Raw genomic sequence first — 16,247 nt, 5'->3', positions numbered from 1 at the left:
GTGCGCGCCGGGCGCGACCTGGTGCTCGCCCACAAGGAGTCCGCGCTGTACACGGCGGGCCGGGCCGAGGCCGACCCCACCCTGGGTGGCGGCTTCGACACCGCCAGCGTCGATGCCCAGTACGGCACCGCGGGCGGTCACCTGGACGTCGCGGTCCAGGGCAGCGTGCGCGCGCCGACCCAGCAGGGCGTGCGTTCGGACCAGATCCTGACCGAATGGCTGTTCCGCCAGGGGCGCTACGGGGGCGAGTTCGGCAGCCCCACCGGCTACTACGACGCGTACAACATGGGCGACAGCTGGGCGCCGGTCATGTCCGACCGGGGCCAGCAACCGAGCTGGTGGGTGAACCACGCCAGCTTCCAGCAGGGCCTGGGCGCGCTGGGCGGCGGCAACGTGAAGCTGTCGGCGGGCGGCGACCTGGTGAACCTGGTGGTGGCCTTGCCCAGCACCATGCGCGTGACGGGCGGGCGTTCCGCCGGCGATGCCGCGGCCTCCATCGTGACGCGCAACGGCGGGCAGCTGCAGGTGAGCGCGGGCGGCGCCCTGAAGGCCGGCCAGTACTACGTGGGCCGCGGCGCCGGCGAGATCGACGCAGGCACCAGCGCCGCCGGCTACGTCATGACCGGCACGTCGAGCAACGGGTCCGGCGCCACCTATGCCTACGACATCGCGCCCGTGCTGGCGCTGTCGGACGCCACGCTCAAGCTGCAGACGCTGGGCGACCTGGTCCTGCAGACCGTGATCGACCCCATGCAGATACGCCGTGCCTACATCGACCAGGCCGACAAGGACACCAGTGGCGGGGCCAGCCATGCGATGTTCATGAGCAGCCAGACCGAGCGCAGCGCCGTCACGCTGGTGTCCACCGGCGGCAACGTGCGCCTGGAAAACCAGTCGGAGTACGTGGCGGGCAACGACACGGGCAACACCACCAAGCTGGTGAACGGCATGACGGACACCAAGCTCCAGACGGACATGGTGGGCCTGTATCCGGCCAAGCTGAGCGTGTCGGCCCTGAGCGGAAGCATCGACATCGCAGGCCTGCTGGCGATGGCGCCGGCGAACACCAGCGACCTCTCCTTGCTGGCTGCCCAGGATCTGCGCTTCCTGCGCGGCAGCAGCCTGCTGAACACGGGGGCCATCGTGATGACCCAGACCACGCTGGACAAGTGGCCCTCGATCTTCCGCCCGTGGACAGGCCTTACCACCATGCTGGGCGGTGCGTCGGCATTTGGCGCGCCGCTGAAGTCCGTCTATGGCGGCTTCTCGGTGACGAATGCCTTCCTGACGAACAGCGCCAATGGGGGGGCGGAACTGTTCGACAACCCGGAGACGCTGCCGATGCAGGCGCACGACTTCGCGCCCAGCCGCCTCTACGCGGGGGCCGGTTCCATCAGCGACCTGAACCTGATCGCGTCGGAATCGGTGCGCGTGCAGGCCGGCACCGACATCCGCAATTTCGAGCTGAGCGCGCGAAACCTGCGCGCCACCGACAGCACGGTGCTGGCGGCGGGCAACGACATCCTGGCTGTCGCCAACCGGTTCCTGTCGCATCCCTCTGCGGGAGCCAGCGGAGGCGCGGCCTCGTACTACTACGACAGGGGCAGCCGCACCTCGCTGCAAGGGCCGGGGGAGCTGCTGCTGCTGGCCGGGCGCGACATCCAGGGCAACAACTTCTCGCTGTACACCAACGGCAATCGCTATTGGGACTACGTGTCGGCCACGCCGCGCGGCGAGGAAACGAACATCATCAAGGCCCTGCCCGTCGAGGGTGCCGACATCACCCTGATGGCCGGCATGAACAAGGCCGCCAGCTACGACGCCTTCGAGTCGGCCTACCTGAACCCGGCCAACGTGGCCGCCATGCCGCAGTACCTGAAGACCACCCTGGCGGACGGGACGGTGGCGCCGCTGTACCTGACCGACGGCGTGGACCACCGCGGCGACCTGCCCAAGCTCACGCGCCGGGGCCTGGTGTCCTTCGTGGAAGGCGTGCTCGGTGCCGACAAGGTCGCCGGCCTGACCGGCCGCGCGGACGGCAAGCTGAGCCCGCAGCAGGCGTGGGAGCAATACCGGCAATTGCCGTCCCTGGTGCGCGAGCAGTTCCTGCGCCAGGTCTTCGTCTATGAACTGCGCGAGGGAGGGCGCGACCAGAACGGGGGCGACGGGCAGAACGGTCCGATCAACGGCGGCTACCGCCGCGGCTCCGCGGCCATCGACACGCTGTTCCGCGGTGCGACGGCCGAAGGCCAGCCCGTTCGCTACGCCGCGGACCTGCCGGACAACTGGCGCAGCAGCTGGTCCGGCGTGGGCAGCATCGCCGCGACCCGGATGGCGGCGCGCACCCACCAGGGAGGCGACATCAACGTCTTCACCCCCGGCGGCGGCCTGCAGGTGGCGGGGCTGGGCGCGGTGGTGCCGGACGGATACGGCCTGGTGACGCTGGCCTCGCCGGGGCAGATCAATGTGTTCGCCGACCGCGACATCATCGTGAACCGTTCGCGCATCCTGTCCTTCGTCTCGCAGGCCGAGCCTCTGGGCAGCGACCAGGTGTTGTGGTCCAGCCAGGGCGACATCGACGCCGGCCGCGGCGCGAAGACGGTGCGCATCCCGCAGGCGCCGGAAGTCACGTCGGACGCGGACGGCAACATCACCGTGCAGGAAAAGCGCGACATGAGCGGCGCCGGCATCGGCACCGTGGGCGAAGGCGACGTGGACCTGGTCGCGCCCAGGGGGACCATCGATGCGGGCGATGCCGGCATCCGGGTTGCCAGCAACCTCAACATTGCCGCGCTGCAGGTGCTCAACGCCGACAACATCCAAGTCGAAGGCGAAGCGACCGGTCTGCCGATGGTGGCGGCGGTGAACATCGGTGCACTGACCAACGCCAGCGCGGCGGCGGCGTCGGCGGCCATGGCGGCGCAGGAATCCCTGCGAAACGAGCGGGACGCAGCGCGGCGCAGCCTGCCGTCGGTGTTCACGGTGCGAGTGCTGGGCTTCGGCAACGAAAGCCTGTCTCCGGGAGGTGCGGATACATCGCCGCCGCCGCGCCCCGGCTCGCCATCGAGCGTTTCGCTTCGATACGACCCTGCCCACTCCGTGCAGGTCTTCGGACACGGCAACCAGTTCGACGCGTCCGTGATGTCGTTGCTGACCGAAACCGAGAAGACCAGGTTGCGGCATGCCAAGTAAGACGCTTTCCCCGCTCGACTTCGGTATCGGTCCTTGCTCCCAGGGGCGATGAGCGAAGGCGGTCCGCTATGAATGCACATTCTTCGTGTTGTCCGGGCGTCCCCGGCGCGGCCGATGCATCGTCTCTTGATCCCGATCCTGAATTCGTGGGCAACGGCGAGCTCCCCGGCGTGGTGCTGCGGGCGTTCCTGACGGCGAACTACGAGTACCTGCATCGCCGCTTGGCCCGCGATCTCGGCTGTTCCGATCGGGCCAGCGAGTGCTTGCACGACGCCTGGCTGCGCCTGGGCGACATGACGGCATCGGAGCCCGTGCGCAGTCCCGGGGCCTACGTCTACCGAACGGCTCGCAACCTGGCCATGGATCGCCTGCGCCACGATCGGTCCTGGCAGTACGTGGCCGAGTGGGATAGCGCACTCGATCTCCTGGTCGATCATGCGCCCGGCCCGGATGCCATCGCCGAGGCGCGTTCGGCCGTGGAGGCCGTCGAGGAGGCAATGCAGCGGCTTTCGCATCGGCATCGTTCGGTACTCGTTGCGCTGCGAATAGAGGAGATGACCCGCCAGGACGTGGCGGACCGGCATTGCATCTCCCTGCGCAGGGTGGACACTGCACTTCGTCAGGCCCTGGACTATTGCGCCCATGCGTCCGGTCAGACAGCGTGGGCGGAAGTCTCTTCGCCCCGACCGGGTTCTTCTCGACGATGGCAGGAGAAAGTTGTCGCCCCGATGCGTGCCAGCGGCCGCGAATGACCAGGGAAGCTAAATTGGATCTACGCAGCTCGGCTGGTGAGTCCGGCGATCACGAAGACCGATAGCGCTCCAGCCAGTGCGCGTACGGCGCGGGCAGCGTCCAGGCCGCCTTGTCCACGCCGAGCTCCAGCGCGGCGCGGTACGGCCAGTGCGGATTCGCAAGCAGCGGCCGGCCCAGCGTGACCAGGTCGACGGTGCCGCCGGTGACCAGTTCGTCCGCTTGCCGGGGCTCGCTGATGAACCAGCTCGTGGTGGCGGGCAGGCCCGTCTCGCGGCGCACGCGCTGCGCGATCGGCGCCATCAGGGCCGGGCCCCATGGGATCTTCGCCTTGGGTGTCGAGAAGCCGATGCTGACGTCGATGAAATCGAGGCCGGCCGCCTTGAGCCTGCGCACGAGCTCGATGCCTTCCTCGAGGTCGTCCTGGCCCGCGAACTCGGTGACGCCGAAGCGGGCCGCGAGCGGCAGGCGTTCGGGCCAGACCTCGCGCACGGCGGCGAGCGTTTCGATCAGGAAGCGCGCGCGGCCTTCGAAGTCGCCACCGTAGGCGTCGGTCCGCAGGTTGGACCAGGTCGAGAAGAAACTCTGCGCCAGGTAGCCGTGCGCGAAATGCAGCTCGAGCCATTCGAAGCCCGCGTCGAGCGCGCGCCGGGCCGCGGCCACGAAGTCGGCCTTGACGCGCTCGATGTCGGCCAGCGTCATGGCCTCGGGCACCTTCGGCAGGCCGCCGCCGAACGCGACGGCCGAGGGGGCGATGGTCTGCCAGCCGCGCGCGTCGTCGGCGGCGATGTGGTCGTCGCCTTCCCAGGGCCGGTTGGCGCTCGCCTTGCGCCCGGCGTGGGCGATCTGGATGCCGGGCACGGCGCCGGCGGCCTTGACCGAGGCGACGATCTTGCGCCACGCCTCGGCCTGCGCGTCGGTCCAGATCCCGGCGCAGCCGGGCGTGATGCGGCCCTCGGGCGAAACGGCCGTGGCTTCGGCGATGACCAGGGCCGCGCCGCCGCGCGCGAGGCCCGACAGATGGACGTGGTGCCAGTCGTTGACCACGCCGTCGACGGCCGAGTACTGGCACATCGGCGAGACGACCATGCGGTTTTTCAGCGTGACATCTTTCAGAGCGAAAGGCGAGAAGAGGCTTGGCATCGGATCCCTGGAGAAGGTGTGAAGAGCAAGGATTTATCGTACACTAGTTCGATAACTATCGAACAATAGGACAAATCGCGATCCGTGCTATGGTCGCGCGATGCGCAGCCTCAACCATCCGGCCCTCGACGATGTCTCGCTGACCCAGGTCCTCTATGCCCTGAGCGATCCCGAGCGGCTGCGCGTGGTGCACGAGCTCGCCGGCTGCGGCGAGGCCAGCTGTGCCGCGCTGGGCGGGGGCAGGGCGAAGTCGAGCATGTCGCATCACTTCAGGGTGCTGCGCGAGGCGGGCATCGTGCGCACCCGCACCGACGGCCCCGCGCATGTGAACGAGCTGCGCCGCAAGGAAGTCGACAAGCGCTTTCCCGGCCTGCTGAAGGCCGTGCTCGCGGCCCAGGAGCCGGCCGCGAAGCAGGGCTGACGGCGCTGCCTCAGACCCGCTCGAAGCGCTCCACCTGCTTCGAGACCACCCAGTCCGTCGTCAAGCTATTGAAGCGCTGGAAGTGCGCGCTCGCGAGATGCGCGTCGAAGGCCGCGCGGTCGTCGTAGGCCTCGTAGAGGAAGACATGGCCCGCGTCGTCGGGCGACACACAGACGTCGAACTGGCGGCAGCCGGGCTCGTGCTCGACCGAGCGCGAGGCGTTGGCCTTGATCTCGCGGAGGAAGTCTTCCCGGTGGTCGGGGGCGATGTGGAAGTGGACGGTGACGATGTGCATGGCGAATGGATTCTCGATGGATCAGAAGACCGGCCGCAGATGCGCATCGGCCGCAGGCTCGAAGTCGCTCATGCGGATGCGCCGGCCGCTGCGGTGGGATTCGTAGACGGCTTCCTGTATGCGCAGATTCTGCAGATAGTCCGAGGCGTTGTTCTCGGGCGCGATGCCGCGCTCCAACGCGTCGAGCACATGGGCCTGCAGGGCCGCCACCGCGCCGCCGCCGAATTCGCTGGACGGCCCGCTGTCGTAGGCGAGTTCGGCCTCGGGCTCGCCATGCGGCTTGAGCCACAGGCGCGCATCGCCATCGAGCCGCAGCACGCCGCCTTCGCCCTCGAGCCACATCTCGCCCATGGTGCGGCGCTGGTTCGCGGCCGCGTGTTCGTTGAGGCGATTGCCGTCGATGAGGCCGATGGCATCGCCGGCGAAGCCCAGTTCGATCGTGGCGGCATCCTCGCCCTGGATCGCGGGGTTGAGGCGTCGCAGCCGCGCCGAGACATCGGCCACCTCGCCGAGCAGGAAGCGGAAGCTGTCGATCAGGTGGATGGCGGTCTCGGCCACGAGCAGCCGCGGCATCTGCTGGAAGTAGGGCTGCCGGTCGAGGTAGGCGCGTGGCCCCTGTCCGTCACCGGGCCGAAGCCGGAAGCTCGCGCCGTGCAGGCGGCCTATGCGTCCCGTGTCGATCAGCCGCCGGGCCTCGCGGAACCAGGGCATGAAGCGGAAGTTCTCGTGCACGACCAAGGGCACGCCGGCTCGCGCGAAGCGTTCGCTCTGCTCGCGTGCCTGCGCGTAGTCGGTGCAGAAGGGTTTCTGGCAGATGGTCGCGATGCCATATGAGAGCGCCTGCGGCAGCAGCGTCGCATGGCTGGCCGGCGGCGACACGATGTCCAGCAGCGTGGGCGCCGTGGCGTCGAGCATCTCGTCGAGGCGCGAGAAGGCGCGCGGCACGCCGAAGCCGCGGGCGGCCACGGCCGCGCGCTCGGGCTGCGCATCGCAGAGCCCGACGAGTTCGACACCGGGCAGCGCCTGCCATGCGCGCAGATGGAACTGGCTGAAGTAGCCGGCGCCGACCACTGCAACCCGGTGGCGTGTGCCGCCGCGCGCCTCAGGCATGGCGCAACCGCTCCAGCACCGCCTCGGTGATCGCGCGCGTGCCGTCGCCGCCGCCGAACTCGAAGGGCAGCACGGCGCCGCCCGCGAACACGGCCTCGACGGCCCGCTCGATGCCGCGTGCCGCATCGCCCAGGCGCGCGTCGCCATGCCGTTCGGCCAGCCAGTCGAGCATCATCGCGGCCGACAGGATCATGGCCGTGGGATTGGCCTTGCCCTGGCCCGCGATGTCGGGCGCGGTACCGTGCGCGGGCTGGAACAGTCCGTGCCGCTCGCCGAGGTCGGCCGAGGGCGCCATGCCCATGCCGCCCACCAGCGCGGCGATCAGGTCCGAGAGGATGTCGCCGAACATGTTCTCGGTCACCAGCACGTCGTAGCTCCACGGCTTGAGCACGAGGTTCAGCGCCATCGCATCGACATAGGCGCTGTCGGCGCCGATCGCCGGGTGCCGCGACGCGACGTCCTCGAACACCTCGCGGAAGAAGGCCATCGACTCGAAGACGTTGGCCTTGTCGACGTTGGTGACCCGGCCCGCGCGGCCCAGCCGCTCGGCGCGCCGCTGCGCGAGCTCGAAGGCGAACGCGCAGATGCGGTCGGTGCCGTGGCGCGTGATACGCATGGTGTCGAAGACCTCGACGGTGCGGCCCTGCGCATCGCGGCGCGCATCGCCGCGCCCGCGCGCATAGAACAGGCCCTCGGTGTTCTCGCGCACCAGCACCAGGTCGATCTGCTGCGCGCGCGGGTCCGACAGCGGCGTGCGCAGTCCGCGGAAGGTGCGGATCGGCCGCACGCCCGCGTAGAGGTCGAAGTGGAAGCGCAGGTCGAGCTGCGGAATGATCTCGGTGCCGTCGCTGCCGCGCACGTGCGGCAGGCCCATGGCGCCGAACAGGATCGCGTCGGCGCGCTCGCACACGGCCAGGGTCTCGTCGGGCAGCGCGACGCCGCTGTCGAGGTAGTGCTGGGCGCCCGCGGGGCGGGTGTCGAGCTCGAAGCCGATGCCGGCCCTGGCACCCGCCGCATGCAGCACCTGGGCCGCCGCGTCCATGACTTCGCGGCCGATGCCGTCGCCGGGCAGCACGGCGATGTGGTGGCTGGCCTTCATGCCGCACCCCCGGTGATTTCCTTGAGCTTGCCGAAGAAGGCCTTCTTGCGCGCCGAGCCGATGCGCCAGTCCACCGGCAGCGACTGGAAGCCGTCCTCGAGCTTCTCGCGCGCGCGCCGGTAGTCGAAGTAGCCCCAGCCCGCATAGCCCTCGACGGCCGCGAGCAGGTGGTTGTCCTCGTGCTCGAAATCGAAGTGGTCGTCCTCGTTGTAGAAGATCGGCTGGCCGCGGTAGGCGGGCGAGTTGCGCAGGCGCAGCAGCTGCAGCCGGATGCCGTCGGGGTTCGACTGCTCGCGTCCCGCGAGGCCGTTGACGTGGTTGCCGTGCGGCAGCAGGAAGTCGCTCGCGCCGATGATGTTGTGCGCGTCGGTGCGCGGCTTCAAGAGGCTCGCGCCCACCAGCAGCCGGCCGGCTGGCGTGTCGAGCCGCCCTTCGGAGCGCCGCTGTGCCTGTTCGATCAGCTCGTGGCAGCGCGGCGCCTCGATGATGCGGTGGTGGTAGACGGTGTGATCGATCTCGTTGCCGATCTCCAGCAGTACGTTGCGCGCACCTTGCGTCACCAGCCAGTCCACGCTCTGGTCGACCGCGCGGCGCACCGCCTGCTCGTCGGCCAGGTGGCGCGTGGCGGGGCCGTAGAACAGGCCGAGCACGACCACCATGCCGAGCCGGTCGGTGGCCTCGAGCACGCGCCGCAGCCGCTCGGCCCACGCGGCCTTGAGCGTGCCGTCGGCCTCGAAGGCGCTGATGGTCCAGGGCTGGATCTGCGAATAGCCGTGCGGGCTGCCGCCCTGCAGGTTGAGGCACACGCCCAGCAGGCCGTGCGCGCGGTACTCGGGCAGTGCCTCGCAGAACTCGCGCGTGTTGCGATCGGCGTCCCACGGACCGTCGCGGTAGGCCCACACGCCGCGCGTGCTCGGGTTCTCGTCGTCGGCGATGGCGTTGGCCATGCGGCTGTTGAACAGCAGGCCCTGGATCTTCTGGTCCTTCCAGTGGCGGCCTTCGTAGGTCGGCCGGCCATTGATGAGGATCTGGTCGCCCTGGATCGAAACGGTGGTGTCGCTCATGCTCTCTTTCAGTCTGCGGTGATGCCCGCGGTTCGGATGACCTCGCCCCAGACGGCGCTCTCGTCCTTGATGCGCTGCGTGACGGTCTCGGGCGAAGCCCATTTGGCGACGGCGCCGCGCTCGGCCATGAAGTCGGTCCAGTCCTTCTTGTCGACCACGCTCCTGGCGGCGGTGCGCAGCTTCTGCAGCACCTGCGGCGGCGTCTTGGCCGGTGCCAGCAGCGCCTGCCAGCCGATGGCCAGCAGCTTGGGGAAGCCGGCCTCGGCGGTGGTCGGCACATCGGGCAGGTAGGACACGCGCTGCGGTCCCGTGACGGCCAGCACGCGCAGCTTGCCGCTCTCGACCTGGCCCTTGACCTGGCTCACGTTGTCGATCATCAGGTGCATGCGGCCCGCGAGCATGTCCTGGATCGCGGGCCCGGTGCCCTTGTAGGGCACGTGCACCATCTGCAGCGACTCTTCCTTCTTGAAGAGCTCGAACACGATGTGGGCCAGCGTGCCGACGCCGCCCGAGGCGAAGTTCATCTCGGTCTTGGGCGCGCGCGCCAGCGCCACGAATTCCTTGAGCGTCTTCACGCCCAGCGAGGCCGGCACGATGACCGCCTGCGGCGTCTCGGTGATGCCGGTGATCGGCGTGAACTCCTCGAGGTAGTTGGGCACGCCCGACTTGTAGAGGAAGGGGTTGTTGGTCGCCATCGCCGAGTTCATCTGCAGCAGCGTGTAGCCGTCGGCCGGCACGCCGGTGGCGACGTACATCGCGGCCAGGTTGCCGTTGGCGCCGGCCTTGTTCTCCACGATCGTGGCCTGGCCCAGCGCCTCGCCGAGCCGCTGCGCGAGCGGGCGCGCGACCAGGTCGACGCCGCCGCCGGCCGAGAAGCCCACGACGATGCGCACGGGGCGCGAGGGATAGTCGTTCTGCGCGAAGGCCCGCGGTCCCAGTGTCGCGGCCAGGGGCGCGGCGGCGCCCGCACGGATGAAAGTCCTGCGTTTCAAGTCTGTCTCCTGTCGATTTTTGGATGGGGCCCTGTATGGCGCCCCCGGGGTGCATCAGAGATGCTGGAAGCGGTAGTGCTCGAAGATGGCCAGCAGCTCGCGGCTCGCGCGCCGGCGGTGCTCGAGGTTCACGCGGGCTGCGCCTTCGGCATCGCCCTCGCGGATGCGCTCGACCAGTTCCATGTGTTCCTGCGTCGAGTTGTGGGGCACGGGCCGCAGCCGCAGCGAGACCATGCGCGCGCGGTGCGCGCGATCCCAGTGGTTGAAGACCGCGTCGGCCAGCAGCTTGTTGCCGGCCATGGTCACGAGCTGCGCATGGAAGGACTCGTCGGCCCGCGCCCAGGCGTCGAGGTCGTTGGCCTGCAGCGCGGCGGCCATGGTCTCGGTGGCCTCGACCAGCGGCTGCAGCTCGGCCGCGTCGGGCTTCCTGCGCGCCAAGCTCTCGGCGGCGGCGCTCTCGAGCGCGCCGAGGATCTCGTAGATCTCGCGCATGGCCGTCGGCGACACCGGCAGCACGCGCATGCCGCGGCGCGGGATCACCTCGATCAGGCCTTCGCCGTGCAGCCGCATCAGCGCTTCGTGCACCGGCGTGCGGCTCATGCCGAGCTGCAGCGCGATCTCCTGCTCCATCGCCTGGTAGCCGGGCGCCCAGACGTTGTCGAGGATGCGGCGGCGGATCGCCTGGTAGGCGCCATCGACGAGCGTGGTGGTGTCGGCGCCCGCGGCGGTGGTGGAGGGCTTGGTGTTCATGCGTGGTTCCAGTGAAGGGGCGGCAGGCCGGCGACCGGCATGCGCACGGTGGCCAGCGTGTCGCCGAGCAGGCAGCCCAGGTAGCCGGTGCGCAGGTCGGGCCCGCCGAAGGCGAGGCTGGAGATGTTGCGCAGCGTGTGGCCGTGCACGGTGTCGAGATGCTCGCGGCCCATGCGGTGCTGTTGGAAGGCGTCTTCCACCGCGTCGAGGCGCGCCGGGTCGGCGTCTTCCAGCAGCACCGACTGCGCGCCGTCGCGGCCGACGCGGATCAGGCGGTTGCTCACGATGCTCGTGATCCAGAAGTCGCCGTCGACGTCCTGCGCCAGGCCGTCGGGAAAGGTGCCGGCGCCGAAGCGGGCCACGGTCTCGCGAGTGCCCAGCGAACCATCGGGCCGGATCGCGAAGCGAGAGAGCCGGCGGCCGAAGGTCTCGTTGACGTAGAGGAAGGCGCCGTCGCGGTCGACCAGGCACTCGTTGGTGTAGCCCAGGCCGTCGGCCACGATGCGCGCGCCGCGCGCGTCGACCAGCACCACGAAGCCATCCGCCACATCGTGGCGATAACCGAGCGCGCGCGGCGTCTGCCGCGTGCTGACCGTGATCCAGAGCCGGCCCCGTGCATCGGGCAGCACGAAGTTGGTCGGCGGCAGGTCGAGGCCGTCGACCGTGCGCAGCAGCGGTTGCACCCGGCCGTCGCGTTCGAGCGCGAACACGCCGCCGGTCTGCGCGCCCAGGTGGGCGATCAGGAAGCTGCCGTCGGCGCGCAGCGCGATGCCGTTGGGCTTCATGACCTCGCCGTCGATCTCGTGGCCGAGGTAGGCGGTCTGGGTGCCGTCGGGATGGATGCGCGTCACGCCGCCGCGCCAGTCGGCGCAGTAGAGATCGCCGGCGCGCGTGGCCAGCACGCATTCGGGGCGGTGCAGGCCGGTGCCGGTCCAGGCGGCGCCGGCGGGGGAGAGGCGCGGGATGTCAGGGGGTGGGGTACTCATGCATTTATTAATGTATGCATTGATGCACGCGTCACTATCTGGGGTAAACCCGGGGCACGCGCGTGCGCCCGAAGTCACGAAGCGGGTCGATGAGCTGGAGAGCCGCGTGGGCTCGAGGGGAGTGCCCGCTCAGGGCGTCTTGCCGCGACCGGATTTCCTGGCGCCTTCGGCTCGCGCCGTGGGTGCCGAAGCCTGGCTGGCCTGCAACTGCTCCACCCACAGCAACGTATCGACGTAGGTCATGAAGCGGTTGAGGTACTCGGGCGAGAGATCGCGCATGAGGATCAGCGCGCGGTGCACGAGGTGGTGCGAATTGAGCGGACCCGCGTTCTCGGGCATCTTCGCGAGCGACTGCGTGAGCCGGCGATCGGCGCTCAGGCGCGACCAGGTGCCGCGGAAGTAGCGCATGGTCTTGAGCTCGGCGGGCGCGGCGGCGGACGAGGCGAGGCTCGCCGAAGTGGCGCGAGCCGGCACGGCACCGCTCGGTGCCGGGGCTTCTTCGGGCAACGGGGATTGGCGCGCGATGTGTTCGACGAGCTCGGCGAGTGCGCTGCGTGGCAATGGCTGCGACGTTGCGGCCACCGCCTCCGGCACCGCCTTCTCGAAGTCCTCGCCGTAGCTGCTCAGCAGTTGCCGCAGCCGCTCGTCGAGCAGCCGCCTGGCCTCGCCACTCTGAACTGCGGTGCGCTTCGCAAGCGTCTCGATGAAATGCAGCCGCACGGGATCGAAGCGCTCGGCCCCGCGCGCGCGCCAGGCCGCGACGACCGCGAGCGGGTCGTCGTTCGCGTCGATGGGCGCGTCGCTACTCACGGGCCTTCGCTGCAGTGCCAGTGGTGCTTGCCGCATACGATGGCCGCGGCGTCGGCGCCATCTCCACGCGCCGGTTCTTCGCGCGGCCATCGGCATCGGCATTCGAGGCCACGGCCTGTTCGGCGCCGAAGGCGGCGGCGAACACGGAGGACGAGGGCACGCCTTCCTCGATCAGCGTGCGGGTCACGGTCAGCGCGCGCTGGGCCGAGAGCTCCCAGTTGTCGGCGAACAGGCGCGCGCCCTCGCGCATCTGGCGGTTGTCGGTGAAGCCGCTCACCATCAGGATCTCGTCGCGCGAACGCAGGTAGGTGGCCAGCGGCGCGGCGAGGCTGCGCAGCACCTGCCGGCCCTCGGGCTGCAGGTCGGCGGAGTTGAAGGCGAACAGCACGCTGCCGCTGATGCCGATGCGCCCGTTGTTGAGGGTGACGCGGCCCGCGGCCAGCGGCCCGGCCAGCGCCTTCTCGAGCGCCTCGCGGCGCTGGGCCTCGGCCTGGCGCTGCTTGACCTCGGATTCGAGCTTGGCCGCGAGGTCGAGCTGCATGCCGATCGCGCAGACCAGGATCAGCACGAAGGCGCCGAGCAGGCCCGACATCAGGTCGCCGAAGACGGCCCAGACCGGCACGCTGGTGTCGAGACCGGCGTCGTCGATGTCCATGTCCTGGCGCATCACGCCTCGCTGGCCACGGCGGCGGGCTGCCGGCTGGCGATCTGCTGCAGGTCTTCCACGATCTGCTTCTGCGACATGATGCTGAGGTCGATGACCTCGCGCGCCTGCGCCACGTAGTAGGCCAGCTGTTCGTCGCTGCGCGCCATCGACTTGCCGAGCGCGCCTTCCACGCGCTGCAGGTGCGCCACCAGCTTGTCGTTTGATTCGCCGAAGCGCTGCACCGCGAAACCGAAGGTCTCGCCGAGGCTCGCGACCTCGACCGCGCTGCCCGTGACCTGCGCGGCCACCTCGGCCATCTTGCCGGTCTGCGTTTCGACCTGTTCGGCGAAGCGGCTGCCCGCGCGTTCCATGGCCTCGGCCGAGGCCGCGACCAGCGCGTCGACCGCGCTGCGCTGTTCGGTCGACGCATGGTTGACCGCGTCGAGCAGCGTGCCCAGCGTCTCGAGCAGGCGGTTGCGTTCCTCGAGCATCGCGTTGTCGCGCGCCATGCTGTCCGACAGCTTCTGGCGCAGTTCCGACACCACTTCGGCGGCGGCGCGCGGCGCTTCGGCGGCCGCTTGCAGCAACTGCGCGATCTCGGTGACGGTGCGCTTGGCATGCGCCTCGTTCTGCGACGACATCTCGCCGGCGGTCTTCGTCAGCGCATCGAGCAACTGGCGCTGCTGGTCGGCGCTGTGTGCACCGGCCTGCTGCCATTCCTGGCGCAGCGCGTCGGCCATGGCTTCGAGCGAGCCGGTCCAGGCGGCGAGGCGTTGCTCGTCGCGCGAAGCGAGGTCGGCCTGCGTCTCGAGCAGCTTCTGCTGATGGTTCAGTGCATGGGCGCCGGCCTGCTGCCATTCACGCTGCAGCGAAGTGGCCATGGACTCGAGCGATCCGGTCCAGGCGGCGAGACGCTGTTCGTCGCGCGACGAGAGATCGGCCTGCGTCTCGAGCAGCTTCTGTTGATGGTTCAGCGCATGGGCGCCGGCTTGTTGCCATTCCTGCCGCAGCGAAGCGGCCATGGCCTCGAGCGAGCCGGTGAAGGCCGCGAGGCGCTCCTCGTCGCGCGCGGCGAGGTCGGCTTGCGTTTCGAGCAGCTTCTGCTGATGGCCCAGCACATGGCTGCCCGCCTGTTGCCATTCCTGTTGCAGCGACGCGGCCATCGCCGCGAGCGAGCGGGTCCATGCCGACAGCCGTTCCTCGTCGCGCGACGAGAGATCGGCCTGGGTGTCGAGCAGCTTCTGTTGATGGATCAGCGCCTGTGCGCCGGCCTGCTGCCATTCCTTCTGCAGGGCCGCGCCCATCGAGGTCAGCGATTCGGTCCAGGCCGCGAGCCGTTGCTCGTCGCGTGCGGCCAGCGCGGCCTGCAGCTCGCCCTGCGCGTCGCCCACGGTGCGCAGCAGCGAGGCCGCATGCGCCTCGAAGGCCGTGGCGGCGGCCGACAGCGCCTGCTGGGCGTCGCCCGAGAGCTTGTCGCTCGTCTCCTGATGCCGCGCCAGCGCCTGCTGCCAGGTGTCCGACACCTTGCCGACCGTGGTCTCGAGACGCGTCGACACGCCGTCGACCAGCGCGGTCGAGCGCTGCTCGAAGCTCTGCGCGAAGCCTTCGAGCGAGCCGCGCAGGTCGCTCGACAGCGCCTCGCTGGTGCGCTGGTGCGCGGCGAGCGCGCCCTGCCAGGTGTCGGCCACGCGGCCGGTGCTGGCCTCGAAGCGCGACGACAGGCCTTCGAGCTGCTGCTGCACCGTCTGCGCGATGCTGCCGTGCAGCGAGGCGGTCTCGCGCGCAATGCCGGCCATGGTGGCCTCGACCACCGGCTGGATCGCGGCGCCGGCCACGCGGGCGCTCTCGATCAGGCTGTGCTTGAGCGACTGGTCGACCGAGCTCGCGAGGCCGGCGTAGACCGCTTCTGCCTTGCCGTGGAATTCGGCCTGGTTGCCGATCAGGCGCTCGCTGAGCACCTGGGTCTGGCGCTCCATCGCGCCCATCATGGCCTGCAGCTGGCCGACCAGCTCGGGCATCAGGTCGGCCTGGCGCTGCAGCAGCTTGAAGGACTCGTCGCGCCGGTGCGCCTGCGAGTGCACGCGCAGGGTGCTCGCGATCTTCGCGTCGAGCGCTTGCGAAGCCTGCAGCCGTTCGCGCCGGCACAGCGCCGACACCAGGCCCAGCGCCGCCGAGGCGGCCACGCCGGCCACCGAGGTGCCGAAGGCGAGGCCGAGGCCGCGCACCGGGGCCGAGAGCGATTCGCGGATGGCTTCGAGGTCGGTCGCGCCCTGCAGCGCCGCGCCGGTGCCGTTGAGCGTGACCACCATGCCGAGGAAGGTGCCGAGCATGCCCAGCAGCACCAGCAGGCCCGCGAGGTAGGGCGCCAGCGCCGGCCCGGGCAGGCCCACGCGTTCGCCCTCGACGCGCAGGCGCACGGCGTTGCGCAGCGAGGGATGCAGGGAAGCGAGCCAGTCGCCGAGGCTGGCCGGAGGCTCGGACAGCGCGTTCGTCGCCTGCACCAGCGAACCCGTGGCCTGCTGGAAGCGGTGCAGCTCGAGCCCGCCCATCAGGTAGAACGCGGCCACGAGCCCGGTGACGGCCAGCGCCAGCGTGTTCGTGCCGATGTAGCCGGCGCCGACCCAGCCGACGACGGCCAGGCCCGCGACGAACACGGCGTGATGGAGAAATCGGGTCATGTGTATCCAGTCAGCCCTTGTGACCGGTGCGCAGGGCTTCGAGCAGCCCGTCGACCGGTTGAAATCGAAAGTCCAGTTCGGCCTGCAGCACGTCCTGGATGTCCTTGCGGAAGACCGCGAGCCAGTCGGCATGGCCGCCGGCGGCGTTGTCTTCCGCGCCCGTTTCCTCGTCCTGGCGGGCCTTGCGCAGCCGCGCGAAGCGCTTCTCGAGCGCCGTCGGCACGCTCGCCAGCAGGCTGCGTTCGCGCGCGCCCAGCACCTGTTCCATCACCACGTCGACGGCGGCGAGCCGCGCCATGTCGTGCGAACCG

At 70.0% G+C, this 16,247-nt stretch carries 15 protein-coding genes; 3 read left to right on the top strand and 12 right to left on the bottom strand.

Features of this window, described 5'->3' with window-relative positions; genetic code table 11:
- On the top strand, nt 1–3,192 hold a 3,192-nt coding region (locus AC27VN_RS13920), incomplete at its 5' end, for a filamentous hemagglutinin family protein (RefSeq protein WP_490876907.1).
- Between the two features lie 68 nt (nt 3,193–3,260).
- Nucleotides 3,261–3,944 carry an RNA polymerase sigma factor gene (locus tag AC27VN_RS13915; RefSeq protein WP_490876906.1) on the top strand — a complete coding sequence of 228 codons (684 nt, stop codon included), beginning with the start codon at nt 3,261–3,263 and terminating at the stop codon, nt 3,942–3,944.
- Nucleotides 3,945–3,993: 49 nt separating this feature from the next.
- On the opposite strand, the gene AC27VN_RS13910 is transcribed toward AC27VN_RS13915, so the two are convergent.
- Nucleotides 3,994–5,085: an NADH:flavin oxidoreductase/NADH oxidase gene (locus AC27VN_RS13910; RefSeq protein WP_490876905.1), complete on the bottom strand. Its 1,092-nt coding sequence runs from the start codon at nt 5,083–5,085 to the stop codon at nt 3,994–3,996.
- Nucleotides 5,086–5,185: 100 nt separating this feature from the next.
- Between AC27VN_RS13910 and AC27VN_RS13905 the strand changes: the two genes are divergently transcribed.
- Entirely contained in the window at nt 5,186–5,506 is a 321-nt protein-coding gene (locus tag AC27VN_RS13905; RefSeq protein ID WP_093345369.1) for an ArsR/SmtB family transcription factor, read from the top strand.
- A 10-nt stretch (nt 5,507–5,516) separates the two neighbouring features.
- Here the strand turns inward: AC27VN_RS13905 and AC27VN_RS13900 are convergent, their stop codons facing one another.
- The 11 genes from AC27VN_RS13900 to AC27VN_RS13850 all read right to left on the bottom strand — a co-directional run.
- On the bottom strand, nt 5,517–5,801 hold the full coding sequence (locus tag AC27VN_RS13900; RefSeq protein ID WP_490876904.1) for a putative quinol monooxygenase: 285 nt from the start codon (nt 5,799–5,801) through the stop codon (nt 5,517–5,519).
- A gap of 21 nt (nt 5,802–5,822) precedes the next feature.
- A complete protein-coding gene (locus AC27VN_RS13895; RefSeq protein ID WP_296783754.1) occupies nt 5,823–6,911 on the bottom strand; it encodes a Gfo/Idh/MocA family protein in 1,089 nt (362 codons plus the stop codon).
- Entirely contained in the window at nt 6,904–8,010 is a 1,107-nt protein-coding gene (locus AC27VN_RS13890) for an isocitrate/isopropylmalate dehydrogenase family protein (protein ID WP_296783752.1), read from the bottom strand. Before AC27VN_RS13890 ends, AC27VN_RS13895 begins: the two co-directional genes overlap by 8 nt.
- Nucleotides 8,007–9,074, bottom strand: coding sequence for a hypothetical protein (locus AC27VN_RS13885; protein WP_490876903.1), 1,068 nt, complete (start codon nt 9,072–9,074; stop codon nt 8,007–8,009). Before AC27VN_RS13885 ends, AC27VN_RS13890 begins: the two co-directional genes overlap by 4 nt.
- A gap of 8 nt (nt 9,075–9,082) precedes the next feature.
- Nucleotides 9,083–10,066 carry a Bug family tripartite tricarboxylate transporter substrate binding protein gene (locus tag AC27VN_RS13880; protein ID WP_296783746.1) on the bottom strand — a complete coding sequence of 328 codons (984 nt, stop codon included), beginning with the start codon at nt 10,064–10,066 and terminating at the stop codon, nt 9,083–9,085.
- Nucleotides 10,067–10,120: 54 nt separating this feature from the next.
- Complete coding sequence (locus AC27VN_RS13875; RefSeq protein WP_296783744.1) at nt 10,121–10,816, bottom strand: GntR family transcriptional regulator; 696 nt, start codon at nt 10,814–10,816, stop codon at nt 10,121–10,123.
- Nucleotides 10,813–11,802, bottom strand: a complete 990-nt coding sequence (locus AC27VN_RS13870; protein WP_490876902.1) for an SMP-30/gluconolactonase/LRE family protein — start codon at nt 11,800–11,802, stop codon at nt 10,813–10,815. Before AC27VN_RS13870 ends, AC27VN_RS13875 begins: the two co-directional genes overlap by 4 nt.
- Nucleotides 11,803–11,931: 129 nt before the next feature.
- A complete protein-coding gene (locus tag AC27VN_RS13865) occupies nt 11,932–12,612 on the bottom strand; it encodes a DUF2894 domain-containing protein (RefSeq protein WP_490876901.1) in 681 nt (226 codons plus the stop codon).
- On the bottom strand, nt 12,605–13,279 hold the full coding sequence (locus tag AC27VN_RS13860; RefSeq protein WP_490876900.1) for an OmpA family protein: 675 nt from the start codon (nt 13,277–13,279) through the stop codon (nt 12,605–12,607). Before AC27VN_RS13860 ends, AC27VN_RS13865 begins: the two co-directional genes overlap by 8 nt.
- On the bottom strand, nt 13,279–15,936 hold the full coding sequence (locus tag AC27VN_RS13855) for a DUF802 domain-containing protein (protein ID WP_490876899.1): 2,658 nt from the start codon (nt 15,934–15,936) through the stop codon (nt 13,279–13,281). Before AC27VN_RS13855 ends, AC27VN_RS13860 begins: the two co-directional genes overlap by 1 nt.
- A 10-nt stretch (nt 15,937–15,946) precedes the next feature.
- Nucleotides 15,947–16,247, bottom strand: a 301-nt coding sequence (locus tag AC27VN_RS13850; RefSeq protein ID WP_490876898.1) for a DUF3348 family protein, incomplete at its 5' end; no start/stop codon positions are given.

This window comes from Variovorax sp. 20P10.2.4, from assembly GCF_058244205.1.
Note: the sequence above shows the minus strand (reverse complement) of the source record. Positions and strands in the feature narration are given on the sequence as shown.